Annotated in this window: 21 protein-coding genes; 12 read left to right on the top strand and 9 right to left on the bottom strand. The window is 56.3% G+C overall.

What is annotated here, in order from left to right; translation table 11 throughout:
• Positions 1-160 precede the first annotated feature (160 nt).
• The 3 genes from ACEWPJ_RS16835 to ACEWPJ_RS16825 all read right to left on the bottom strand — a co-directional run bounded on the left by ACEWPJ_RS16835 (position 161) and on the right by ACEWPJ_RS16825 (position 4,168).
• Complete coding sequence (locus ACEWPJ_RS16835; protein WP_416514288.1) at positions 161-2,137, bottom strand: ABC transporter permease; 1,977 nt, start codon at positions 2,135-2,137, stop codon at positions 161-163.
• On the bottom strand, positions 2,134-3,156 hold the full coding sequence (locus ACEWPJ_RS16830; protein WP_416514287.1) for a quaternary amine ABC transporter ATP-binding protein: 1,023 nt from the start codon (positions 3,154-3,156) through the stop codon (positions 2,134-2,136). The genes ACEWPJ_RS16835 and ACEWPJ_RS16830 overlap by 4 nt, the downstream gene beginning before the upstream one ends.
• A 70-nt stretch (positions 3,157-3,226) precedes the next feature.
• The gene (locus tag ACEWPJ_RS16825; protein ID WP_416514286.1) at positions 3,227-4,168 is read right to left on the bottom strand and encodes an ABC transporter substrate-binding protein; all 942 of its coding nucleotides are present in this window, start codon (positions 4,166-4,168) and stop codon (positions 3,227-3,229) included.
• Positions 4,169-4,449: 281 nt separating this feature from the next.
• Between ACEWPJ_RS16825 and ACEWPJ_RS16820 the strand changes: the two genes are divergently transcribed.
• Genes ACEWPJ_RS16820 through ACEWPJ_RS16805 form a run of 4 tightly spaced genes read left to right on the top strand, consistent with a single transcriptional unit; the run spans position 4,450 to position 9,476 of the window.
• Complete coding sequence (locus tag ACEWPJ_RS16820; RefSeq protein WP_416514285.1) at positions 4,450-5,700, top strand: sarcosine oxidase subunit beta family protein; 1,251 nt, start codon at positions 4,450-4,452, stop codon at positions 5,698-5,700.
• On the top strand, positions 5,700-5,987 hold the full coding sequence (locus ACEWPJ_RS16815) for a sarcosine oxidase subunit delta (protein WP_416514284.1): 288 nt from the start codon (positions 5,700-5,702) through the stop codon (positions 5,985-5,987). The genes ACEWPJ_RS16820 and ACEWPJ_RS16815 overlap by 1 nt, the downstream gene beginning before the upstream one ends.
• A complete protein-coding gene (locus ACEWPJ_RS16810; RefSeq protein ID WP_416514283.1) occupies positions 5,984-8,920 on the top strand; it encodes a sarcosine oxidase subunit alpha family protein in 2,937 nt (978 codons plus the stop codon). Before ACEWPJ_RS16815 ends, ACEWPJ_RS16810 begins: the two co-directional genes overlap by 4 nt.
• On the top strand, positions 8,913-9,476 hold the full coding sequence (locus tag ACEWPJ_RS16805; RefSeq protein ID WP_416514282.1) for a sarcosine oxidase subunit gamma: 564 nt from the start codon (positions 8,913-8,915) through the stop codon (positions 9,474-9,476). The genes ACEWPJ_RS16810 and ACEWPJ_RS16805 overlap by 8 nt, the downstream gene beginning before the upstream one ends.
• Here the strand turns inward: ACEWPJ_RS16805 and ACEWPJ_RS16800 are convergent.
• On the bottom strand, positions 9,473-10,477 hold the full coding sequence (locus tag ACEWPJ_RS16800; RefSeq protein ID WP_416514281.1) for a GlxA family transcriptional regulator: 1,005 nt from the start codon (positions 10,475-10,477) through the stop codon (positions 9,473-9,475). The two genes, ACEWPJ_RS16805 and ACEWPJ_RS16800, sit on opposite strands and share 4 nt — an antisense overlap.
• Before the next feature lie 97 nt (positions 10,478-10,574).
• On the opposite strand from ACEWPJ_RS16800, the gene ACEWPJ_RS16795 reads away from it, so the two are divergent.
• Positions 10,575-11,231, top strand: a complete 657-nt coding sequence (locus tag ACEWPJ_RS16795) for a helix-turn-helix domain-containing protein (protein WP_416514280.1) — start codon at positions 10,575-10,577, stop codon at positions 11,229-11,231.
• Here ACEWPJ_RS16795 and ACEWPJ_RS16790 read toward each other — a convergent pair.
• The 5 genes from ACEWPJ_RS16790 to ACEWPJ_RS16770 are packed head-to-tail and all read right to left on the bottom strand — an operon-like array spanning position 11,228 to position 15,794.
• Positions 11,228-11,956, bottom strand: coding sequence for a DUF1194 domain-containing protein (locus ACEWPJ_RS16790; RefSeq protein ID WP_416514279.1), 729 nt, complete (start codon positions 11,954-11,956; stop codon positions 11,228-11,230). The two genes, ACEWPJ_RS16795 and ACEWPJ_RS16790, sit on opposite strands and share 4 nt — an antisense overlap.
• Positions 11,957-11,967: 11 nt before the next feature.
• Positions 11,968-13,035: a heme-dependent oxidative N-demethylase family protein gene (locus ACEWPJ_RS16785; protein ID WP_416514278.1), complete on the bottom strand. Its 1,068-nt coding sequence runs from the start codon at positions 13,033-13,035 to the stop codon at positions 11,968-11,970.
• Position 13,036: 1 nt separating this feature from the next.
• Positions 13,037-13,999, bottom strand: a complete 963-nt coding sequence (locus ACEWPJ_RS16780) for a PDR/VanB family oxidoreductase (RefSeq protein WP_416514277.1) — start codon at positions 13,997-13,999, stop codon at positions 13,037-13,039.
• Positions 13,996-14,592, bottom strand: coding sequence for a dimethylamine monooxygenase subunit DmmA family protein (locus tag ACEWPJ_RS16775; RefSeq protein WP_416514276.1), 597 nt, complete (start codon positions 14,590-14,592; stop codon positions 13,996-13,998). Before ACEWPJ_RS16775 ends, ACEWPJ_RS16780 begins: the two co-directional genes overlap by 4 nt.
• Before the next feature lie 53 nt (positions 14,593-14,645).
• A complete protein-coding gene (locus ACEWPJ_RS16770; RefSeq protein WP_416514275.1) occupies positions 14,646-15,794 on the bottom strand; it encodes an aminomethyltransferase family protein in 1,149 nt (382 codons plus the stop codon).
• Positions 15,795-16,013: 219 nt separating this feature from the next.
• Between ACEWPJ_RS16770 and ACEWPJ_RS16765 the strand changes: the two genes are divergently transcribed.
• The 7 genes from ACEWPJ_RS16765 (at position 16,014) to ACEWPJ_RS16735 (ending at position 23,484) form a co-directional block, all read left to right on the top strand.
• The gene (locus tag ACEWPJ_RS16765; protein WP_416514274.1) at positions 16,014-17,378 is read left to right on the top strand and encodes an ammonium transporter; all 1,365 of its coding nucleotides are present in this window, start codon (positions 16,014-16,016) and stop codon (positions 17,376-17,378) included.
• 17 nt (positions 17,379-17,395) lie between these two features.
• Entirely contained in the window at positions 17,396-17,611 is a 216-nt protein-coding gene (locus ACEWPJ_RS16760) for a hypothetical protein (RefSeq protein WP_416514273.1), read from the top strand.
• A gap of 137 nt (positions 17,612-17,748) precedes the next feature.
• Entirely contained in the window at positions 17,749-18,672 is a 924-nt protein-coding gene (locus ACEWPJ_RS16755) for a class II glutamine amidotransferase (RefSeq protein ID WP_416514272.1), read from the top strand.
• 2 nt (positions 18,673-18,674) lie between these two features.
• Entirely contained in the window at positions 18,675-19,358 is a 684-nt protein-coding gene (locus ACEWPJ_RS16750; RefSeq protein WP_416514271.1) for a protein GlxC, read from the top strand.
• A 10-nt stretch (positions 19,359-19,368) separates the two neighbouring features.
• Positions 19,369-20,715, top strand: coding sequence for an FMN-binding glutamate synthase family protein (locus tag ACEWPJ_RS16745; protein ID WP_416514270.1), 1,347 nt, complete (start codon positions 19,369-19,371; stop codon positions 20,713-20,715).
• A 66-nt stretch (positions 20,716-20,781) separates the two neighbouring features.
• Positions 20,782-22,110: a type III glutamate--ammonia ligase gene (gene glnT / locus ACEWPJ_RS16740; RefSeq protein WP_416514269.1), complete on the top strand. Its 1,329-nt coding sequence runs from the start codon at positions 20,782-20,784 to the stop codon at positions 22,108-22,110.
• Positions 22,111-22,149: 39 nt separating this feature from the next.
• Entirely contained in the window at positions 22,150-23,484 is a 1,335-nt protein-coding gene (locus ACEWPJ_RS16735; RefSeq protein WP_416514268.1) for an NAD(P)-binding domain-containing protein, read from the top strand.
• Positions 23,485-23,487: the final 3 nt, after the last annotated feature.

Raw genomic sequence — 23,487 nt, 5'->3', positions numbered from 1 at the left:
GTCGGGCTTAGGACCGGCGGGGAACGGCCTCGCAACGGGAAGGGGGTCGGCAGGAAACGACTGTCGGCCAAATCGCGCCAATCATTACGCCGCCAGACGACGCATTCCGGCAAAAGAGCGCTTGGTCTGGGCGTTGGTTGCGGTGACAGCAGTGATGTCGTTAAGGCAGTCCTAACGCCCGCTTCTTCTCTGCGGCCCATTTCATGATGGTCAGGTCGAACGTCAACGCCATAACCGCCACACAAATCCCAAGGACAAAGTTTTTGCCCAGATCGGTGCCAGCCAACGTCCTTTGGAGTTCCTGCCCCAGATCCTGCGTTCCGATGAAGGCGGCGATGATGACCATGAAGAACGCAAACATGATCGCCTGATTGAACCCAACTGCCATGGTCGGCAGGGCAAGCGGGAGCTGGACGTTCCAGAGCTTTTGCATCCGGGTCGCTCCGGACATGTCTGCCGCCTCGGTCATTTCACCGGGGACCGTCCGCAGCCCTTCAATCGTATAGCGAATGAGCGGCACCATCGAAAAGATGAGGATTGAGAAGATTACGGCGATATCGGTGATCCCAAACAGCATGATCGCAGGTATCAGGTAGACAAAGCTTGGAAAGGTCTGTGCCGTGTCGCAGATAAGCAATACCCGTGTCGCCCATCTTTCCGAACGGGCGGCGATGACAGCGATAGGCAGCCCAATAATCGCGGCCAGTGCTACGGCTGAGATGACAGAATAAAGCGTTATGATCGCCCGGTCCCACCATCCCGAAAGCGCCACGAAGGAAAAGAAAATCAACGCGTAGATTGCTTGTTTGCGCCCAGCCAAAGCCAACGCAAAGGCTATGACCAGCAGGATGAATGCTGGTGTGGGGATCGACAGCAGGAAGTTGCGGAATGGTATCAACACCTGCACGTTCAGGAATGCCCGCAAGAAGCCGGTGATCGCCTTGACCCATTCAATGTTAAGAAAGGCTTTGATCAGATTATCAAGCTCTTTTCCCCGGCTGAAATCCTGACCCCGTCCAACCTCGGCAAAGAAGGGAATGACGAATGAAATCAGTGTAAAAACAACGAAAGCGCCAACGCCGAACAAGAGCGTCTTATGCCGCTGCCAAAACGCCGCTCCGCGTTCGAAGTGCTCGGGCTGTTTGACAACCCACGCCTTTGACATTCGATCCAACATCACCGCCAACAAGACAATCGTGACACCAATCTCAAAGGATCGACCAAGCTTGAAGCTGCCCATCATCGCAAGCAGCTTTGCGCCAAGCCCCGGCATCCCGATAAACGCCGTCAGAACGACCATCGCGAGCGACAGCATGATGACTTGGTTCACACCCACAAGAATTTCGGTCCGGGCTGACGGAAGGTAGACATGGCGTAACATCTGAAATCGGCTGCAACCGCTCATCTTGCCAGCTTCGATCACTTCGGGCGACACTTTCTGCAGACCGAGCGTTGTCATCAGGATCATTGGCGGGATGGCGTAGATCGTCGTGGCAACCGCTCCGGCGGTCGGGCCCACCTTAAAGAAGATGACCGCGGGCAGAAGATAGGTGAAAAAAGGCAGGGTTTGCAGAACCGACAGGACTGGCTTGATGATGTTGTCGAACCACTTGTATTTCCACGCCGCAATGCCCAACAAAAGGCCAATCACAAACGCCAGCGGCGCAGCAATCGCAAGAACCGACATCGTTTCCATCGCGATTTTCCACTGGCCGATCAGGGCGGTCCACGCCATCGTGCCACCGCCAAGGACCGCCAACCGCCAACCGCCAAGGTAGTAGCCGACGATTGCCGCCACAGCGGACATGGCCGTCCAGGAGACCGGACCGATGAAGGGCCAACGACGTTTGCCGAAAAAGATATTGCCGGACGCATCAAGCAACCATTGCAGTCCGTCCGTCAGAAGTCGGGTCAGGGCCAATAAGCCCAAGTCATCCTTTACGAAGTTGAAAATCGCATCCAGCCAGCTTGCCAGGTCAGGAATAACCGCCTCTGGCAACCTGTGGGCCCAGTCAGGCAGAATTCCTACATACCGCATTGCCGTCAGGGCGACCGCGACGCCAACCAGACCCAACGCGATTTGACCCTTGTTTGGACCAACGCGGATCGTGGGCAAAGATGTCGTCTCGATGCTCATGCATCTGCCCCAAGCAGGATATCAAGTGCGGCCTTCCGCGGCATAGCACCGATCAAAGCATCATCGCGCCTTACAGGGATCAGTGTACGGTTATCGTTGACCAACATGCGTGCCATGTCCTGAACGGTCATTCCCGCATCAACGGGATCGCCCTCGCCGGTCTCGGTCGCATCGGCAAGAACGCCCGCGTGCACAACCCGTGCCTTGTCGATATCTTCCGTGAACTTGCGGACATATTCGGTCGCGGGGTGCAGCACGATCTGGTCGGGTGTGTCGCATTGTTCGACAGCGCCATCCTTCATGATGGCAATCCGGTCGGCAAGACGCAGAGCCTCATCAAAGTCATGGGTGATAAAGACAATCGTTTTGTTCAGAAGTTGTTGCAGGCGCAAGAACTCATCCTGCATCTCTTTGCGGATCAACGGGTCAAGCGCGCTGAAAGGTTCATCAAGGAACCAAATATCCGGCTCAATGGCGAGGCTGCGCGCGATACCGACACGCTGCTGCTGACCACCGGAAAGTTCGCGCGGGAAATAGTCTTCACGACCTTCAAGGCCGACCAGCTTTACCACCTCCAACGCGCGTTCACGCCGGGTGTGCTTGTCCTGACCGCGCATCTCTAGCGGAAAGGCGACATTTTCCAGCACTGTGCGATGCGGCAACAGCCCAAATGACTGGAACACCATACCCATTTTGGACCGGCGCAATTCGATCAGATCCTTTTCGGACAAGCCCATGATGTCTTGGCCCTCGACGGTGATCGTCCCGCCGGTGATGTCATGCAGGCGCGAAAAGCAGCGCACAAGCGTTGATTTGCCAGAGCCGGACAGGCCCATAATCACCAGCATCTCGCCTTCATGAACTTCGATGGAAACGTCTTTGACGCCAGCAATATAACCTGCTGCCCGAATGTCATCAAAGCTCATCCCTGGGGTCATGTCTCTTAAGAAACGCTGCGGGTTGCTTCCAAAAATCTTCCAGACGTTCTGACAGGAAATGACGGGGGCTTTGGCTGACATGGGATCCCTTATGATAGATGTCCCCGCCCAACGTATGCCGGACGGGGAGACTTTGAATAAGAAGTCGGGTTTAGTTAACCCAGCTTTCCCAAACGTCTTTGTTGTCTTCCAACCAAACGGTAGCAGCTTCTTCCGGCTCCATCTCGTCGATGTCGACCAGCTTTGCCATCTCTGCGATTTGCGCGTTCGTAAAGTTCACGTTTTCAAGCACCGCATAAGCGCTTGGCCACTTTTCTTCCATGCCTTCCCAGGCGGCCTTTTTCAGATAGCCGTTAGCCGGGTTGCCGCAGTCAAACAACGCGTCGGGGTTGGGTCCAACTGCCGGATCTTTGTCGCAGCCGTCTTCCCACACAGGGAATTCAACGAATTCGCCCGGCCAGACGGCTTCCGCGAAGTTTGGCGTCCAATTGAACACCACGATCGGGCGCTTGTCTGCTTCGGCAGCACCGATTTCAGCCCATAGGGCAGCGGCAGATCCCGCGTTCACCACCACAAAGTCCATGCCCAATGCTTCGACACGTTCCTGACCGTGTTTCAACCAATCGACCGGACCATCCAGATAGCGGCCTTTGTCGCCCGTCTCGGCGGTTGCAAAAAGGGCCGCACATTCGTTCAGCGCCTCCCAGTCAGGCAGACCCGGACAGGCGTCTTTCGTCCACATCGGATACCACCAGTCTTCGCGTGTAACCGCGTCATGGTCGCCCACATCAACGATACCACCTTTTTCAAGTGCCGCACGGAACGACGCGCCGAATGCGCCTTCCCAAACTTCAAGTTCAAGCGTCACATCGCCCAGGCGCACGGATTCATATACGGCCTGACTGTCTGTTGTGACATACTCGACCGCGTTTCCGTTCTCTTCCAGAATTTGCCCAACGACGTTGGACATCACGATCTGGCTGGACCAGTTGTGAATCGGGATCACAATTGGATCACCGCTATCCTCGGCCAGTGCGGCGAATGGTGCGAAGGCCAAAACGCCGGCCGTCATTGCTGTCGTCATCTTTCTCATAACTATTCCTCCCTATATTTTTTGTCCGCTCATTTTGCGGTGCAAGAACCGTTTCGTTGTCCGGGAAACGGCGGATCTTATGTCGGGCGATTCTTCGCCTCTTGCTTACATCCGCAAACACTCTGGCATTATTTTCCTCTCAATCAAGTTTTTTTCTTACCAGTGCGAAATGAATGATCCAAGGAATTCGAAAAGATGTCGCAAATGAGGAACCGCGCGTCCAATCCCAGAGCCTCAATCCATTGGGGTTGCGGCACACTGTCTGAAAGAGGATGTCGAAAATGCGCTATTCAGGTTTCAAGGTTATCAAAGAGGCATTGACCGGCCACAAAGGGTGGAAGCCTGCCTGGCGCGATCCTGAACCGCAGGCGGATTACGATATCATCATTATAGGCGGCGGCGGGCATGGGCTTGCGACCGCCTACTATCTGGCAAAAGAATTCGGCCAAAAGCGCATTGCGGTATTGGAGAAGGGCTGGATCGGAGGCGGCAATGTGGGTCGTAACACGACTATTATACGTTCGAACTACCTGCTGGACGGAAATGAGCCCTTCTATGAATTCTCGCTGAAACTGTGGGAAGGTCTTGAGCAGGACTTGAACTACAACGCGATGATTTCGCAGCGTGGCATCCTCAATCTGATACACTCGGACGCCCAACGCGACGCCTTCATCCGGCGGGGCAATGCAATGATCTTGAACGGAGCGGATGCAGAGATGCTGACCACCGAACAGATCAAAGCAAGGTATCCATTCCTGAACACCGAAGATGCGCGTTTTCCGATCAAGGGCGGGTTAGCACAGCATCGGGGTGGCACGGTTCGACATGACGCGGTTGCATGGGGTTATGCCCGCGGGGCCGACAGCCGGGGTGTCGATATCATTCAGAATTGCGAAGTCACCGGATTTAAGATCGAAAACGGAAAGTGCATCGGTGTTGAGACATCGAAAGGGCTCATCAGAGCGGTTAAGGTCGGTTGTGCGGTTGCAGGATCATCCGGCCGCTTGATGGCCTTGGCTGACATGCGCCTACCGATAGAAAGTCACGTATTGCAGGCGTTTGTCTCGGAAGGCCTGAAACCGGTCATGCCGGGGGTCGTCACATTTGGCGCGGGCCATTTCTATTGCAGCCAATCCGATAAGGGCGGGCTTGTCTTTGGCGGTGATCTCGACGGCTACAACTCCTACGCCCAGCGGGGCAACTTGCCAGTCGTCGAGGATGTCTGCGAGGGCGGCATGGCGATCTTCCCGGCATTTGGCCGCGCGCGCGTGCTGCGCATGTGGGGCGGGATCATGGATATGTCGATGGACGGCTCACCGATCATCGACAGAACGCATATCGACGGGCTCTACTTCAACGGCGGCTGGTGCTACGGCGGCTTTAAGGCGACCCCTGCCTCTGGTTTCTGCTTTGCCCACCTTCTTGCCAAAGACGCCCCACACCCGACCGCCACAGCCTATCGGTTCGACCGCTTTGAAAAGGGCCTGATGATTGATGAAAAGGGAATGGGCAATCAGCCCAACTTGCACTGATGATTATTAACCACCCCCTTCTTGGACCGCGCGATAGCGCCGAATTCACCTACATGGGCGATGCAAAACTGATTGATCGCCCCGATCCAGATTCCGACACGGCAGCGAAGGATTTCTACGAATACGGCTATTTGCGCGACAACCCGGCCGGGTGGCACGACGAACTTTGGTTTCACGAAGCAGGAGATCGTTCGTGGCTTGTTGTAACGCGCAACACAGTCACGCATGAGATTTCCGATGTGAGGCTGGCCCGCGATGTCGCCCGTAGCAGAGGGCGCAGTAAATGAGCCAAGTTAACCGCATTGGTGACGGGCAAGTCGACAAGACCGAACTGCTGAACTTCACCCTCGATGGCAAGTCCTACGCAGGCCACCCCGGCGACACATTAGCCTCGGCCCTACTGGCAAACGGGGTGCGCCTAATGGGGCGGTCGTTTAAATACCACCGCCCGCGTGGGCCGCTGTCTGCTGGCTCTGAAGAACCCAACGCGCTTGTTGAACTGCGCAGCGGAGCGCGGCAGGAACCCAACACGCGCGCCACAACAACCGAACTGTTCGATGGCCTGCGCGCAAAAAGCCAAAATCGGCTCGGGTCTTTGAAATTCGACTTGCTGTCGATCAACGATCGTCTTTCCAACTTTCTGACCGCTGGATTTTATTACAAAACCTTTATGTGGCCTGCCGCATTCTGGGAAAAGCTCTACGAGCCGCTTATCCGCAATGCGGCTGGTCTGGGATCGCTTTCGCTCCAAGACGATCCGGACGTTTACGACAAGGGGTTCTTGCATTGCGATCTGCTGATTATCGGAGCCGGACCTGCTGGCCTCGCGGCAGCGCTGACGGCGGGACGCGCCGGGGCTGATGTGATTCTGGCGGATGAAGATTTTCGTGTTGGCGGCCGCCTCAACAGTGAAACTCTGGTGATTGGCGATGAGACCGGTGCGGATTGGGCGGCGCAGGCAGCGGCCGAACTCGGCAGCCTTCCGAATGTGCGCCTGATGACGCGCACGACGGTGATCGGAGCTTTCGACCACGGTATATATGGCGCAGTTGAACGGATCAGCGACCACGTTCACACGCCGGATGCTGGCAAACCCCGCCAAGTGCTTTGGCGAATTTATACGAAACAAACCGTGCTTGCAGCGGGCGCCATCGAACGCCCGATTGCATTTGAAAACAACGACCGTCCGGGGATCATGCTTGGGTCTGCCTTGCGCACTTACGCGAACCGGTTCGCCGTCGCCGTCGACAAGCGGGTCGCGATTTTCACCAACAATGACGACGGGCACCGGACGGCGTCGGATTTACACGCGCGGGGCATCAAGATCGCCGCCGTGGTAGATGTCCGTCCAGATGCTCCACGCAGCGGGGACTACGAGGTGCTGCATGGCGAGATCACCGATACCAAAGGCCGCTTGGGCCTTGCCTTCGCTGAGGTCAAATTGGCCGACGGTAGCACGCGCACGCTCGAATGCGGCGCGCTTGGCCTGTCGGGTGGATGGAATCCGAACGTGCACCTTACCTGTCATCAACGCGGCCGCCCCGCATGGGCCGACGGTATCGCGGCCTTCGTCCCCGGCGGCGACCTGCCCGCTGGTATGTCCGTCGTCGGAGCTGCCAACGGTGACATGAGCACCGCAGGCGCCTTGCGCGGCGGAGCGCAGACCGCAAAGAATGCCCTTGGTCTGAAAGGGCGCAGTCCCGCCATGCCCAAAGCTGAAGACGCGCCGGTAAACATCACTCCTTTTTGGTATGTCGAGGGCTGTTCGCGTGCATGGCTCGATCAGCAGAACGACGTCACCGTAAAGGACGTGAAGCTCAGCCACCAAGAAGGCTTTCGGTCTGTCGAACATCTTAAGCGCTATACCACGTTGGGCATGGCCACAGATCAAGGCAAGACATCAAATATGGGTGGCCTCGCGATCATGGCCGAACTTGCGGGTAAGGCTATCCCCGAAGTTGGCACGACGATTTTCCGTCCGCCCTATACTCCTACCGCCATCGGAGCGTTTGCCGGACGCCACCGCGAACAGGAATTCCACCCGAAACGCCTGACACCGTCGCACAAATGGGCCGAGGAACAGGGTGCTGTCTTCGTTGAAGTCGGTAACTGGCTGCGTGCGCAGTGGTTTCCCCGCGCTGGTGAAACGACGTGGCGCGAAAGCGTCGACCGAGAGGTGCTGGCGACCCGAAACTCGGTCGGCGTTTGCGATGTAACGACGTTGGGTAAGGTCGATGTGCAGGGCACCGATGCGGCGGCTTTCCTGAATAAGATTTACTGCAATAGTTTCGCAAAGCTGGCCGTCGGCAAGACGCGCTATGGATTGATGCTTCGCGAAGACGGTATCGCGATGGACGATGGCACGGCTGCCCGCCTTGCCGAAGATCACTTCGTTGTCACGACAACGACCGCAAACGCCCTGCCCGTCTATCGGCACATGGAATTCGTGCGTCAATGCCTCAGCCCGGACATGGACGTCCAGCTGATCTCGACAACCGAAGCATGGGCGCAGTATGCGGTCGCCGGGCCGAACAGCCGCAGGCTGCTGGAAAAGATCGTCGATCAAGACATCGGCAACGATGCGTTTCCTTTCATGGCCTGCGCGAACATCACGATCTGCGGCGGATTGCGCGCGCGGTTGTTCCGCATCTCGTTCAGCGGAGAGCTGGCCTATGAAATCGCGGTGCCCACGGCGTATGGCGACGCGTTGATCCGCAAGATAATGGAGGCCGGGGCGGAGTTTGACGTTACACCCTACGGCACTGAGGCGCTTGGCGTCATGCGCATCGAAAAAGGGCATGCTGCAGGGAATGAACTAAACGGCACCACAACGGCACAAAACCTCGGAATGGGGCGAATGATCAGCGGCCTCAAGGACTGCATAGGAAAAACTTTGTCACAACGTCCGGGACTGAATGCAGAGGGCGATTTGCGGCAAGTCGGGATCAAACCCGTTGATCCGAAAGATCCTGTTCCCGCAGGCGCGCATTTGATGAATGCGGAAGGGCCGGTCGATGCGGTGCACGATCAGGGCTACGTGACTTCGGCTTGTTATTCGCCAACCCTCGGCCACGCAATCGCACTCGGGTTCCTCAAGAACGGGTCAGAGCGTTTGGGGGACACCATGCGGCTTGTCAGCCCGTTGACCGACGTTCATGTGGACGTGGAAATCGTCAGCGCCCATTTCGTTGACCCAGAAGGGGAGAGGCTTCGTGCATGATCTTTTGCCAATAACCGCCCTCGGCGGTGCTGAGCCGTGCGTCGACGCGTTCGACCACGTCACGATTTCCGAAAATGACGCGCTTGCGCTCGCCTCTGTCACGGCGCGCATGGGGCACGAAACCGCATGTCACGCAAAACTAAAGAACCTTATCAGGGCGGTTCCCGGCGCCGACAAAGCCCAGTTTGGCGAACCTATGTCGGGGTTTTGGACAGGCCCGGATCAATGGATGCTTAGCGCAGCCCGCGACGAACATGAACAGATGGCGGAAACGCTCGCGGATCTATTTGCCGAAACCGCATCGATCACGGAACAAACCGGGGCGTGGGTTTGCTTTGACGTCACAGGTCCGGCGATGGCGGATTTGTGCGAGCGGCTTTGCGCCGTGCCCATTCGCAAGATGAGGCCGGGCGACACGCATCGCACCATGATCCACCATATGAGTTGCTTTGTAATCAGATACCAAGATGCGGAACACATCCGCATCCTCGGCCCACGCGCATCGGCTGGCTCGCTCCACCACGCACTATTGACGACAGCGCAATCGGTCGCTTAAGCAGACGGCACAATCGTGTTGTCACGCACGCGGAACATATTGATTTTCTTGCGATCTTCCCTGGGATGGATGCCAAAGACGTCAATGTAATTCTTGCACATCGCGGATGAACTTGTGTAGCCGACCGCGGTCGCGATCTCGATCATCGTGTCTTTGCTATAGTGCAGCAGCTGACGGGCTTTGTGCATACGCAGGGATTTATAATACCCAAGTGGCGTGTTCCCGGTCGTCTTATGGAACATACGTTCCAGTTGACGCACCGAAACGCCGACCTCGGCCGCGACATCTGCGATGTTGATCGGATCTTCGATGTGATCTGCGAATATGTCGACCGCCTTGCGCACGATTTGCGGCAACATATCGTTGGTGCTTTCGGCGGCGAAAGTGGGTTTGCGTTGGCTCACACCTTGACCACGGACAAGCGGATGTTGAAACCAGCACGCCACTTCGGTTGCAACGTCAGCGCCAAGCACCTCTTCAATCAGATGCAGTGACAGATCAAAGGCAGCCGCCGCACCTGAGGCCGTCACACGACGCCGATCAATCGCGATCACATCCTCCGTCGCCTCCAGACGCGGAAATTCGGCGGAAAACGCGGCCTCATAACACCAATGAACAGATGTCGTGAAACCATCGAGCAATCCAGTTCGCGCCAAAGGGAAGATACCGCCACTGATCGCGCCCATAGTGACACCGTGACGCGCAAGCTTGCGCAGCTTTCCCTGAGATGAGGTCGGGTTTACAAATTTCGACGACGGTCCGCTCAACAGGAACAACTGATCAAGCCCGTCACAATCCGCCAAGGCGTGTTCTGGTTCAAACCAGACATTCGCACTCGCTTTAACGCGAGCCCCTTCTTCAGAGATCAACGTCCACCCGAATGCTTCCTGCCCCGCAACTTCGTTTGCGGCGCGCAGCGGTTCGATCATCGACGTTAAGCAGGCCATCGGGAAGCCAGGAAAGATAAGGAAGCCAACCTGCATTATTTCATTTCTAGTCATAAAATTATCCTAGCAGGAAACAATTATATTATGCCAGTATGGAAGGGGCAAATTTCTTCGGCGACGCCCTTGTCTGATTATTGCAAAGCGGTAATTCATGGACATTCAAGAACTGGATACCGACATGACCGCAACGATCCTGACACAAGACCCACATCGCGTGCGCGCAAACCGCGAGAACGTACTGGAAGTCGCCATCGGCCGTGAAGTGCGCGCGTTTCGGCGCAAGCAAGAGATTACCGTTGCCGAACTGTCCGCGACGACAGGTCTTTCTATCGGGATGCTATCGAAGATCGAAAACGGAAATACGTCGCCCTCACTGACAACGCTGCAAACGCTGGCAAACGCGCTTTCTGTTCCGCTCACCGCGTTTTTTCGCGGCTTTGAAGAAGCACGCACAGCGGTGCATACGAAGGCTGGCGAAGGTGTCGAACACGAACGCGAGGGGACACGCGCCAACCACCAGTACAATCTACTTGGCCATATCGGCGCGAACTCAAGCGGCGTGATCGTTGAACCTTATCTGATTACCCTGTCCGACAAGGCTGACGTCTTTCCGACCTTTCAACATGCGGGGATCGAAACGATCTACATGCTGGAAGGCGAGGTCGGGTATCGGCACGGCGACGATGTCTACTTCCTCAAGCCGGGTGATACACTGTTCTTCGACGCGGATGCGCCGCATGGACCAGAGACGCTCGTTCAATTGCCGGCGCGCTATCTGTCCGTCATCAGTTATCCACAAGACAGCTAATCGCGCAGCTCACCGAATATTGGAGGTGAAAGTTCCCGCATGAGTTTGCGCTGCATCGCGGCGGCATAATCAGCATACCCGTTCGCAACCATCGTAAATGCAAGCGGGCCGTGTATCACTTCGTCTTCGTAGTAGTTCTTTAGCGCTTCTGACGAACTGCTTGTCCCGGCAATGGTGGTGCTAGCGGGATCATTCACAACCAGCGCGTTCACCGTGATCCCGTCAAACGCGCCGGTGCGGTAAGCCTCTGTCGGGGTGATGCCGATGTTATTCGTTCCATCGCCTGAAACATCGATGGTTCTTTGCCAGCACTGCTCCTGTTCTTCCAACAAAACCGCTCCGAACGACAGCGCCGTGCCTATTGCGGTTTTCAACCCAGCCCGCACTTTCTGATGCGATCTAATCCGGGCAATCACCCGATCTAGGGCGGCGGGACCGTCCAGTGAAATCCAGGGCTGGATGACAAATTGATGATTGCGCGAACTCCATTCAAAGACAGTTACTGCAATCGGCGCATCGGCACTGAACAAGATCAGCGAACGGACATCCGGATCATTCAACGCTGCCGCCAATCCGTTGACTTGCTGTGCGTATTCGGTCGAATTCACCGATCCTGATACATCAAGCGCCAAGACAAGCGCATGGCGGCAAGACTGCGCTTGGGCCATTTGCGCCAACCAGACACCAAGAATAAAGACCCGCAGAAAAAAGCCGATGCGCGCCATCAACCTGACACTTAGGTCTGTAGCGCTGGTTCAGTGTCCAGATCGGGCCAGATTCCGGGCGATGTCGGCTGCCCATCGTCAAACTGAGATAAGTAATCCAGCATCATGGGCCGATTGTCGATAAAGCCCTTGTAGGTTGCCAGTTCAACCGGCAGATCACGGATCACACGATGCAACCGGCGGCCCCATTTCGGCACAGTCATTAAGTCCTGGAAACTGCACAAATAGCAGCGGATCGGGAACACGAGCGCGTTCGAACGCGGCAGGCGGAAAAAGGTTTGCAGTTCAACCCGCAAATGCTGCTTGGTCCCGATGTTTTCAGGCGTCAGAGTTGTCTTTTGAACGCCCCACTTGTGGTAGTTCTCAGGCGACGTATCCAATAGCGGGTTGACCGTCATCGTCCAATTCAGTCGCCGCGCCGGAGAGCCTTGCTGGATGTTCAGCAGGAACTTCAACGCACGCACAAAGATACCCTTTTCATGGGCCAGCGGCACAGGGGCGTGCCATTCGAAAAAGTTCATCCCAATGTCGAAATCCAGTGACCAATCGGCTTGGGTCGTCACCATTCCCGCGTCCATCCAAAGGTTATCATCCCGCTGATCCAGCACGCAGAAATCGCCCTGCGCCTGTCGTGTGATGTACTCCATCGGGCCATAGCGTAGCGTGGTTTCATCAAGAAAAACAAAGCTGTCGTCGATCCCCAGCGGTTTGTTTACCCAACGCCAATTGTTGCCGTCACGATGCAGTTCAAACAAATCAGGGTAGTCTTCGGATTTGCTGACCATAATCAGTTCAAGCAAATCCCATCCGGCAAGCGTCATATGCGGCAGCGACTGGCAGCGCAGCGGATCGTCCGCCAGAACCATCGCCCGATCCTTCATCTCGGCCACATAATGTTCGTCCACATCGAACCGCATTTCATAGACGCTATCTACTGGACCGCCCCGGTGCTGCTCCATGTTGACGGAATACATGTAGCTGTCTTCGTGAAACGGGAATGGAAAGCGCTTGATTGCCCGCTCTGAGTTGTAGAACGAATAATCGTCGCGGAAAGTCTCGTCATTAAACTGAATGGTCATATCAACGGTCCAATACTAAGATTTTGCCCTCGAAACGCGATACGCAGGGCATGATCTTTTCGCCAGAGGCATGTTCATCGTCTTCAAGCCAGTGATCGCGGTGGATAAAGTGACCGGTGTAGTCGATCACCCGCGTTTCACACTGCCCACAAGCGCCGCCCCGACACAGATACGGGGCATCGACGCCTTCGCGTTCGATCGCTTCCAAAAGGCTCTCTTGTTCGCCGACCTGAATAACCTTGTTCGAGACTGCCAGCTTTACCTCAAACGGCTTGCCAGGCTGGGGCGCAAGAAATTCTTCATAGTGGATTGCTTCGCGCGGCCAACCCTCGGCCTCCGCTGTTTTGCACACCCACTCGATCATCCCCTTGGGGCCGCAGACATAGACGTGGGTTCCAAGCGGTTGCCCGTCGAGCAGGGTCACCAAATCTATCTTCTGCTCCTGATCGTCATAGTAGATGTGCGCCTCGTTCGGATGGTGGTTCGTCAGCTCATCTACATAGGCGCCAAGGCTTTCGGTGCGACAGGCGTAGTGCAATTCCCAGTTGCCATTGAAGCGTTCCAACTGCTTGATCTGCGCCAGGAACGGTGTAATCCCGATGCCGCCCGCAAGGAACAGATGCTTCTTGGCGCGCAGGTCGAGGCTGAACAGGTTCACGGGATAAGAGATCGTCATCTCATCCCCGACCTTGACGTTATTGTGCATAAACAGCGAACCGCCGCGCCCCTCGTCATCCCGACGCACGGAAATCGTGTAGGCCGTCTGGTCCATCGGATCAGACATCAGCGAATAGGGATTGAGCCGGGTGATATCGCCATCCTGCATTTCGACCACAGTATGCGCGCCGCCGGAAAACGTCGGCAACAACCCACCATCGACACGCTCAAATCTAAAACGTGTCACCAAGTCATTCAGCGGCACGACATCCGTTACTTTGACGGCGATCTTTTCCGCCCCACTCATTCGTAAATCCCCTTTGGTGCAGGAACATTGCCCGGGTCTTCCGCGTCGATGCACACACCTTGGTAGGCGGCCAAACGGCGCGAATAGTGATCGCGGACAAATAGGTTCAATCCGCAGTGGGCACATACAAACGGATCGGTTTCGACGTCCTCTGTGATACCTTTGCAATGCACGCATTGCATTCGGCGCGCGACTGACCCGCGATGCTCCGTCTGAATGGCGGTGTGCGGGATTCCAGCCTGCATGGCGGCGATCTGCGCCTGACCCATCAGGCCTTCGGTCCCCGCCAGATAGACCTGCAATCCCATCTTCGCATCCGAGAACGCCTTGTGAATACGTTGCTCGGCAGCTCCGTAGGATGGACCCGCATAAAAAGACGCAGGGTTCAAAGCGCGCAGTTTAGCTTCGAACGTCTCACCCTTCGGGATGTAGATAATGTGACCCTTCGCCATCATCTCTGGCGTTGCGACATCCAAAATCGCCTCGGCCCCGTGGGCGTCGGCGATCAGCAAATGGGCTGAGCCATCGCGGGGTGCGAGCGTCCCATAGACGGGTCGACTGCGGATGCTCTCGGGAAACGTAAACTTCGACATATCAGTCCTCAGGAAAGAATGAGGCGCGGGACAACGCCCCGCGCCCGATCAGATCAACCCTTTGCAGTGCGGATCGACTTGTCTTTATCATAGAACGGCATTTCTTCGGCGGTCGCGCTTAGTTCTGTTCCGTCCGGCTGTTTCACGACAAGCGGCGTTCCGGCCTTTGCCACGGACGGATCAAGGCGCGCGATGGCAACGCTGTAGTTGTTCAGTTCAGATGACAAACCATAGGTGATGACGCCGACATCCTTGCCGTCATGCAGAACCCGCGCGTGCATTTCCATCTGATCCATGCTGTCGGTCAACTGGACGCCATAGATCTTGAACCGCTCCTTGCCTTCCAACGCATAGTGGTTCTCGGCTCCGATAAAGCCTTCCTTCTCAGGGGACACTGTGAATTCAAGACCAAGCTCCCAAAGCGTATCGCCGCAAGGCTCATCCGCGAACGGGAAGGTTTCAGAGTTGTCGCCGGGGTAGAACAGCAGATAGCTTTCAATGCGCAGCATATCGAGGGTCGAGAATTGCACCGGACGCACGCCAAGCTCTTTGCCCGCTTCCAGTATGCTGTCCCATAGGTGAACGGCGTCTTTTGCGCGACAGAAAATCTCGTAGCCACGCTCACCGGTATAGCCGGTGCGGGAAATCATGACATCGCGACCGTAAAGGCGGCCATTCATGATTCCGAAATAGGCCAGATCGCGGATAGCCGGAATTTCCTTCGCGAGAAGATCGACGGACACCGGACCCTGAAGCGACATATCGTGCAGGTCGTCGTCGAACAGGATTTCACAGTTCTTCCCTGCCGCGACCGAAGCCAGTTGCTCCATCCCCGTGCCCGTCCCGTGGACGACCATCCAGGAGTTCACAGCGATATGGTAGATGATGCAATCATCAATGAATTTTCCCTCGGCGTTCAGGATCGACGCATAGGTCGAACGGCCCGGCGCTATCTTTTCGACATTCCGGGTCGTTACGCGATCAATCACATAAGCCGCGTCGGCCCCGACAACATGGACCTTCTTAAGACCGGAAACATCCATCAAACCGGCTTTGGTGCGGATCGCTTCATAGTCAGCCTTCGCGCGTTCGGGGGTATGGTCGTAAAACCACGCGGTGCCCATCCCATTCCAGTCTTCTAGCTCCCCGCCGATTGCAGCGTGGCGATGTGCAAGTGCTGACGCTCTCCATAGGATGGCCATGTATCTCTCCCGGTCATGTTTTTTTGGCTGGGTTGATTGAGACTCAGGTGAGATTCAAAAGCAAGACTGTTAGTCAAAAAAGTTTCCTGTCAGGCAAAAAATTGATTGTTAGTTGGGTGAAACAGTTGACACGTCGCTTCGGTTCAGTGTGAAGTCTAAGGAAAAAAATATTACTAATAGGCAACAAACGCCTAAGTCCATCAGCAGGGAGGCTGAAAAATGGATGGAAATCTAAACGCGCTAACAACGATTTTTACCGAGTTTTATTATTGGGTCACAGTTGTTTTCATGTTCCTGATCCACGTGGGATTCTGCATGTATGAAGTCGGCGCCAGCCGCGCACGAAATCATATGCACACGTTGATGAAGAACATCATGATCATCCCGTTGGTCACGGTCACATTCTTCCTCTTTGGTTGGTGGATTTACTGGGCATTCCCCAATTTCTGGATCTTCGGCGGATCGCTCGACCTTGAAAGTGGGGCCGCGAATCTACCGTGGTCGGAAAACATGGCCACAAACCTAGACGACCGCATCACAGGTGTGTTCTGGGCGGCGTTCTTGCTGTTCTCATGGACGGCTGCTTCGATCGTGTCGGGGTCGGTGATCGAACGTATTCGGTCTTCTGCCTTGTGGGTCCACGCCGTCCTGATCGGTTCGGTGTTCTGGATTATCGATGCGGCATGGGGCTGGCACTATGCCGGTTGGATGGTTCAAAAACTGGGTTATCACGATGCTTACGCGTCCGGCGTGATCCATGCGATTGCCGGTGGCTATGCACTGGGCGTAATCATGGTCTTGGGTCCGAGGCTTGGCAAGTTTGCCAAAGATGGCACACCGCGCGACATCCCTCCGCACAATCCGTGGATGCTGACAATCGGGATTTTCCTGATCTATACCGGGTTCTGGGGCTTCTACGCGGCCTGCAACGTGCCTGTGATTTCACCCGAAGCGATTGGTGGTCAGATCACTGGCACAACATGGACAGCCACAAATATCTATCTGGCACCAACATCCCTGTCGGCGATCACGTTTAACTTCCTGATGTCCCTCTCAGGCGGCTTGATGGCGGCTTATGTGGTATCGAAAGGCGATGCGTTCTGGACATTCTCCGGTGGTTTGGCCGGGATCATCACAGCGTCTGCCGGTAACGACCTTTACCATCCGATCCAAGCGATGCTTATCGGCGCTGGCGGTGTCGTGATCGTCTACAAGCTGCACTACTGGGTTGAGCGGAAGTTCAAGCTGGACGATGCGGTCGGTGCGGTTGCGGTCCACGGGTATTCCGGCGTGATCGGCCTGATCGTCGCGGGTTTCGTCCTCTGGGGCGCGCCGAGTTCTCCGTATGAGGGCTATGCGTCAATCAACCCGATTGGTCAGACTCTTGGTGCTGTAATCATGTTCTTTGTTCTTGGCTTCCTTCCGGGTTTCATCGTCGCAAAGCTTCAATCCATGGCTGGCGTTCTACGCATCCCGGAAGAAGTCGAACTTCAGGGGCTCGATTACGCAGAACACCATGCCTACGAAGAAGCGAAAACCGACATCATCGATGCTGACAAAGCTGCACTTGCAGCCAGAACCTAGAAGAAGGGAAAGAAGCAATGTCTACGATTGGATATGAAAACTGGGCCGTTGATCTGGCCGAGGTCGGCGCTGTCTATCCTTTGCAAGGTTGGGAAGTTCCGATGACCGCCCTCGGTGTCATATTTTGGCTTGGCTGGCACCGCATTCAGTTCGTGCGGGAGGGTCGGCACCTCGATAAAGCCAAGGAAATGGGTGACAAGGATAAGATCACGAGGATGCTTGATCGCTACTAACGCAAAGAACAGGGCGGCCCATTTATGAGGGCCATCCTATTACCACGGGGAAAATATGTTTCCTGTCGGTTGAGGCTTTTTCGAATTATTGTTAGCCTGAGAATCGAACGTATTCAGTTCCCGGAAGGATTGCGAAAATGTGCGGAATCGTAGGATTGTTTTTGAAAGACAAATCGCTTGAACCGCAGCTTGGTGAGCTTTTGACCGCCATGCTGATAACGATGACAGATCGTGGACCCGATAGTGCCGGCATCGCAATTTACGGTGCCGAAACAAAGGGCCGCACGAAGATGACGATTCAATCCGATACGCCGGAAACGGCCTTTGACGGATTGGACAAAACGCTAAGCGATGCGCTTGGCAGCACCGTCCAGATGCGCGTGAAAAGCACCCATGCCGTCCTGGATATCCCCACCGAAAAAGCGGCGCAGACCCGCTCCATTATGGATGAGATGGGCCTTCGCGTAATGAGCCGAGGCGACAGCCTTGAGATCTACAAGGAAGTCGGCCTGCCCAAAGACGTTGCCGCGCGTTTTGACCTAAGCCAAATGTCCGGCACCCACGGCATTGGCCACACGCGTATGGCGACCGAATCCGCCGTCACCACGATGGGCGCGCACCCGTTCAACACCGGCAACGATCAATGCCTCGTGCATAATGGATCGCTGTCCAACCACAATTCCCTGCGCCGCAAACTGCGCCGCGAAGGCATCCACATCGAAACTGAAAACGACACCGAAGTCGGCGCCGCCTATTTGACATGGCAGATGCAGAATGGCGCAACGTTGGGTGAGGCGCTGAAAAGCAGCCTTGATGACCTTGATGGCTTCTTCACCTTCGTCGTCGGGACCAAAGACGGGTTCGGCGTTGTCCGCGATCCGATTGCCTGTAAGCCCGCCGTCATGGCGGAAACCGACCAGTATGTCGCTTTCGGTTCTGAATATCGCGCGCTGGTCGACCTGCCGGGCATTGAAGACGCCCGCGTATGGGAACCGGAACCCGCCACCGTTTACTTTTGGAGCCACAACGCGGCCCCGACGACGACCGAAAAGGCCGCCTAGAAATGCAAAAAATTGACCTGTCCGATATAGGCCTGCGCGAGACGAACAAGATACTCCACGCGCAAGCGGACAATACGAACCAGACCGCATGGGAAATCGTAAATCCGCGCGGCGCGCACGCGATCGCCTGCGGGCTGGACGCTCCGATCGAGGTGACGGTCAAAGGCTCCACCGGGTATTACTGCGGTGGCATGAACCAGCAGGCGACCGTGAATATCCACGGCTCGGCCGGGCCGGGCACCGGCGAAAACATCATGTCTGGCAAGATCGTCATCGATGGCGACGCCAGCCAGTATCTTGGAGCGACCGGACATGGCGGCCTGATCGTTGTCAAAGGCAACGCATCGTCCCGCTGCGGCATTTCCATGAAGGGCGTAAATATCGTTGTGCAAGGCAATGTCGGCCACATGTCTGCCTTCATGGGCCAGTCCGGCAACTTGGTCGTCTGCGGCGATGCAGGCGATGCGTTGGGTGACAGTTGCTATGAAGCACGGTTTTTTGTGCGCGGCAAAGTGACATCGCTTGGGGCCGATTGCGAAAAAAAGGAAATGCGTCCTGAGCACGTCGAAATATTGAAAGACCTGTTGGACGCAGCCGGTGTCGATGCCGACCCAGCCGAATTCACCCGCTATGGATCGGCCCGAAACCTTTACAACTTCGACGTTGATAACGCCGGCGCATATTAAGGATACCAACATGAACATGCACGACCAAAAGGGTATCCCCCATACAACACCACGCCAATCCGCGACGTTCAGCCAAGACGTAAACAGCGACATCCGACGGGCGGCGGCCACGGGTATCTACGATATCCGCGGCGGTGGCGCGAAACGCAAAGTGCCCTCCTTTGACGACTTGTTGTTCATGGGCGCATCGATCTCTCGTTATCCGCTCGAAGGGTATCGCGAGAGATGCGACACGAATGTCACCATAGGTGGGTTGAACGCAGAAAACCCAATCGAACTCGACATCCCGATCACAATCGCCGGCATGTCCTTCGGTGCGCTGTCTGGCCCTGCCAAAGAGGCATTGGGCCGTGGCGCATCCGCTGCGGGCACCTCTACAACCACCGGCGACGGCGGCATGACCCCGGAAGAGCGCGGACATTCCTCAAAGCTGGTCTATCAGTATCTTCCTTCGCGTTATGGTATGAACCCGGTTGATCTGCGCAAGGCCGACGCCATCGAAATCGTCGTGGGACAGGGCGCAAAGCCGGGTGGCGGCGGGATGTTGCTTGGCCAGAAAATCAGCGACCGAGTGGCGGAAATGCGCAACTTGCCGAAAGGGATCGACCAGCGTTCGGCCTGTCGCCACCCTGACTGGACCGGCCCGGATGATCTGGAAATCAAAATTCTGGAACTGCGCGAAATCACCGGCTGGAAGGTGCCGATATACGTCAAGGTTGCGGGTGCACGCCCCTATTACGACACAACGCTTGCGATCAAAGCTGGGGCGGATGCTGTCGTTCTCGACGGGATGCAGGGCGGAACTGCGGCAACGCAGGATGTCTTCATCGAACATGTCGGCCAACCGACGCTTGCGATTGTGCGGCCCGCTGTTCAGGCGCTGCAAGACCTCGGGATGCACCGCAAGGTGCAGTTGATCCTGTCTGGCGGTATCCGGTCCGGCGCGGATGTTGCCAAGGCGATGGCTCTTGGCGCAGACGCCGTCGCAATCGGCACCGCCGCTTTGATTGCGCTTGGGGACAACGATCCGAAGTGGGAACAGGAATACAACGCGCTTGGCACCACCGCAGGGGCCTACGACGATTGGCACGAAGGCCAAGACCCCGCCGGGATCACCACGCAAGAACCGGAGTTGATGGCACGCCTTGATCCGATTGAAGGTGGGCGGCGATTGCGGAACTATCTGAAGGTCATGACGCTTGAGGCGCAGACCATCGCGCGGGCCTGCGGCAAGAACCACCTGCATAACCTCGAACCCGAGGATCTGGTGGCATTGACGATGGAAGCCGCAGCCATGGCCAGAGTGCCACTGGCGGGCACGGACTGGTATCCCGGCAAACCCAACACATCATTCTAAACGAAAACGAGGGCGCGGCTGATTTCAGACCGCGCCCCATTCTTTCCAAGGACAGGGAAATACACCATGGCAACTGATCTCGCTAAATTCGCCAAGGACAATGGCGTCAAATACTTCATGATCTCTTTCACCGACCTCTTTGGCGGACAACGGGCCAAGCTGGTTCCGGCACGGGCCATCGCCGAAATGCAGCAGGATGGGGCCGGTTTCGCGGGCTTCGCAACATGGCTGGACCTTACGCCCGCACACCCGGACATGCTGGCCGTGCCAGACCCCGAAGCCGCGATTATCTTGCCGTGGAATAAGGAAATCGCCTGGGTGCCGGCCAACTGCGTCATGGAAGACGAGCCGGTAGAACAAGCGCCACGCAACGTCCTGCGCCGTTTGATCGCCGAGGCCGCCGAGGAAGGAATGCACGTCAAGACCGGTATCGAGGCAGAGTTCTTCTTGCTGACCCCCTCTGGCGAACATATCAGCGACGAATACGATACCGCTGCCAAACCGTGCTATGACCAGCAGGCCTTTATGCGGCGCCTCGATGTGATCCGAGAGATCAGCGACTACATGCTCGAACTCGGATGGAACCCATACCAAAACGACCATGAAGACGCGAATGGCCAATGGGAAATGAATTGGGACTTCGACGATGCGCTCGCGACCGCAGACAAGCACAGCTTTTTCAAGTTCATGACCAAGACGGTGGCCGAAAAGCATGGCTACCGCGCGACCTTCATGCCAAAGCCGGTTGAAAGCCTGACCGGCAACGGATGCCACGCGCATATTTCGGTTTGGGACGCACCGGGGTCCAAGGCCAAAACCAACGTCTTCGCAGGCAAAGGTGAGGGCCAAACCGGTGAGGTCGGACTGTCTGAACGCGGCAAACACTTCCTTGGCGGGATTATGAAACACGCCAGCGCGTTGGCGGCGATTACCAACCCAACCGTGAACAGCTACAAGCGGATCAATGCACCACGCACCATGTCCGGCGCGACCTGGGCGCCAAATACCGTGACCTGGACTGGAAACAACCGAACGCACATGGTGCGCGTGCCCGGCCCCGGTCGGTTTGAATTACGGCTGCCCGATGGCGCCGTGAATCCGTATCTTTTGCAGGCTGTTATCATCGCGGCGGGTATTTCCGGCATCCGCTCCAAGGCGGACCCCGGCAAGCGCCACGACATCGATATGTATGCCGAGGGACACAAGGTTAAGGGTGCTCCAAAGCTGCCTTTGAATATGCTCGACGCGCTGCGCGAATATGACAAAGACAAGGGGCTGAAAGCCGGGATGGGTGAAGAGTTCTCAAACGCTTTCCTGAAGATGAAAATGCAGGAGTGGAATGACTTTTGCGGCCATTTCTCGAGCTGGGAGCGCGCCAACACCCTCGACATCTGACCCTGCGAATCCGCGCCATCGAAAGAAGGAAATCCGGCAATGACCAAACGCATCGCTGTCATCGGGGCTGGGCCCTCTGGCCTCGCGCAACTCCGCGCCTTTCAGTCGGCTGCCGCAAAGGGCGCTGATATCCCCGAGATCGTCTGTTTTGAAAAACAGTCTGAATGGGGCGGTCTTTGGAATTACACATGGCGAACGGGTCTGGATGAATACGGCGAACCGGTCCACGGGTCGATGTACCGCTACCTCTGGTCCAATGGACCGAAAGAAGGGCTCGAATTCGCCGATTATTCGTTTGAGGAACACTTCGGCAAACAGATCGCAAGCTACCCACCCCGCGCTGTTCTGTTCGACTACATCCAAGGTCGTGTCGCCAAAGCGGGCGTGCGGGATTGGATCAGGTTTGAAACAGCCGTTCGCTGGGTCGAAAAGGATGGCCAACAGTTCAACGTCACCGTCTGCAACCTGCCCGAAGACAAAACCTACACCGAACGCTTTGACCACGTCATCGTCTGTTCCGGTCACTTCAGCACGCCAAACGTGCCCCAGTTCGACGGGTTTGAAAGTTTCAAGGGCCGCGTCTTGCACGCCCACGATTTCCGCGACGCGATGGAGTTCAAAGACAAAGATATCCTGATCGTGGGCACGTCCTACTCTGCCGAAGACATCGGCAGCCAGTGCTGGAAATATGGCGCAAAGTCGATCACCGTCAGCCACCGGACCGCCGCTATGGGCTATGACTGGCCCGACAACTGGGCCGAAGTGCCGCTGTTGACCCATGTCGACGGCAATACAGCACACTTCAAAGATGGCACCAGCCGTGAGGTTGATGCAGTCATCTTGTGCACCGGCTACAAACACCACTTTCCGTTCCTGCCTGATGGCCTCCGCCTCAAGACCGCCAATCGGCTGGCAACTGCGAATCTTTATAAGGGTGTCGCCTACATCCACGACCCTGCGCTGTTCTACATCGGAATGCAGGACCAGTGGTTCACGTTCAATATGTTTGACGCACAGGCGTGGTGGGTGCGGGACGCGATCATGGGCAAGATCGCAATACCGGACAAGGCCGCCATGAAAGCCGACGTCGTCGACCGCATCACGCGCGAGGATGCGGGCGAAGATGACTATGACGCGATCTGGTATCAGGGCGATTACATCAAGGAACTGATCGAAGAAACGGACTACCCGACCTTCGATGTCGAAGGCGCGTGCCAAGCGTTCAAGGCTTGGAAGGGCCACAAGAAGGCCAATATCATGACCTTCCGGGACAACGGATATAAGTCGGTGATAACAGGCACGATGGCCCCAAAGCACCACACCCCGTGGAAAGATGCACTTGATGACAGCCTAGAGGTCTATCTACAAAACTGACGC

Source organism: Aliiroseovarius sp. YM-037, assembly GCF_048060095.1.
GTDB lineage: Bacteria > Pseudomonadota > Alphaproteobacteria > Rhodobacterales > Rhodobacteraceae > JBLUOA01.
The sequence above is the reverse complement of the archived record's forward strand: the minus strand, read 5'-3'. Positions and strand labels throughout refer to the sequence as shown.

Bases quoted from the DNA above. Each gene is read 5' to 3' on its own strand.
- ACEWPJ_RS16790 (WP_416514279.1), bottom strand. From the start codon at position 11,956: ATGGCGCGCATCGGCTTTTTTCTGCGGGTCTTTATTCTTGGTGTCTGG.
- ACEWPJ_RS16820 (WP_416514285.1), top strand. From the start codon at position 4,450: ATGCGCTATTCAGGTTTCAAGGTTATCAAAGAGGCATTGACCGGCCAC.
- ACEWPJ_RS16810 (WP_416514283.1), top strand. From the start codon at position 5,984: ATGAGCCAAGTTAACCGCATTGGTGACGGGCAAGTCGACAAGACCGAA.
- ACEWPJ_RS16835 (WP_416514288.1), bottom strand. From the start codon at position 2,137: ATGAGCATCGAGACGACATCTTTGCCCACGATCCGCGTTGGTCCAAAC.
- ACEWPJ_RS16770 (WP_416514275.1), bottom strand. From the start codon at position 15,794: ATGGCCATCCTATGGAGAGCGTCAGCACTTGCACATCGCCACGCTGCA.
- ACEWPJ_RS16800 (WP_416514281.1), bottom strand. From the start codon at position 10,477: ATGACTAGAAATGAAATAATGCAGGTTGGCTTCCTTATCTTTCCTGGC.
- ACEWPJ_RS16775 (WP_416514276.1), bottom strand. From the start codon at position 14,592: ATGTCGAAGTTTACGTTTCCCGAGAGCATCCGCAGTCGACCCGTCTAT.
- ACEWPJ_RS16795 (WP_416514280.1), top strand. From the start codon at position 10,575: ATGGACATTCAAGAACTGGATACCGACATGACCGCAACGATCCTGACA.
- ACEWPJ_RS16830 (WP_416514287.1), bottom strand. From the start codon at position 3,156: ATGTCAGCCAAAGCCCCCGTCATTTCCTGTCAGAACGTCTGGAAGATT.
- ACEWPJ_RS16760 (WP_416514273.1), top strand. From the start codon at position 17,396: ATGTCTACGATTGGATATGAAAACTGGGCCGTTGATCTGGCCGAGGTC.
- ACEWPJ_RS16815 (WP_416514284.1), top strand. From the start codon at position 5,700: ATGATTATTAACCACCCCCTTCTTGGACCGCGCGATAGCGCCGAATTC.
- ACEWPJ_RS16735 (WP_416514268.1), top strand. From the start codon at position 22,150: ATGACCAAACGCATCGCTGTCATCGGGGCTGGGCCCTCTGGCCTCGCG.
- ACEWPJ_RS16780 (WP_416514277.1), bottom strand. From the start codon at position 13,999: ATGAGTGGGGCGGAAAAGATCGCCGTCAAAGTAACGGATGTCGTGCCG.
- ACEWPJ_RS16745 (WP_416514270.1), top strand. From the start codon at position 19,369: ATGAACATGCACGACCAAAAGGGTATCCCCCATACAACACCACGCCAA.
- ACEWPJ_RS16785 (WP_416514278.1), bottom strand. From the start codon at position 13,035: ATGACCATTCAGTTTAATGACGAGACTTTCCGCGACGATTATTCGTTC.
- ACEWPJ_RS16825 (WP_416514286.1), bottom strand. From the start codon at position 4,168: ATGAGAAAGATGACGACAGCAATGACGGCCGGCGTTTTGGCCTTCGCA.
- ACEWPJ_RS16755 (WP_416514272.1), top strand. From the start codon at position 17,749: ATGTGCGGAATCGTAGGATTGTTTTTGAAAGACAAATCGCTTGAACCG.
- ACEWPJ_RS16750 (WP_416514271.1), top strand. From the start codon at position 18,675: ATGCAAAAAATTGACCTGTCCGATATAGGCCTGCGCGAGACGAACAAG.
- ACEWPJ_RS16765 (WP_416514274.1), top strand. From the start codon at position 16,014: ATGGATGGAAATCTAAACGCGCTAACAACGATTTTTACCGAGTTTTAT.
- glnT (WP_416514269.1), top strand. From the start codon at position 20,782: ATGGCAACTGATCTCGCTAAATTCGCCAAGGACAATGGCGTCAAATAC.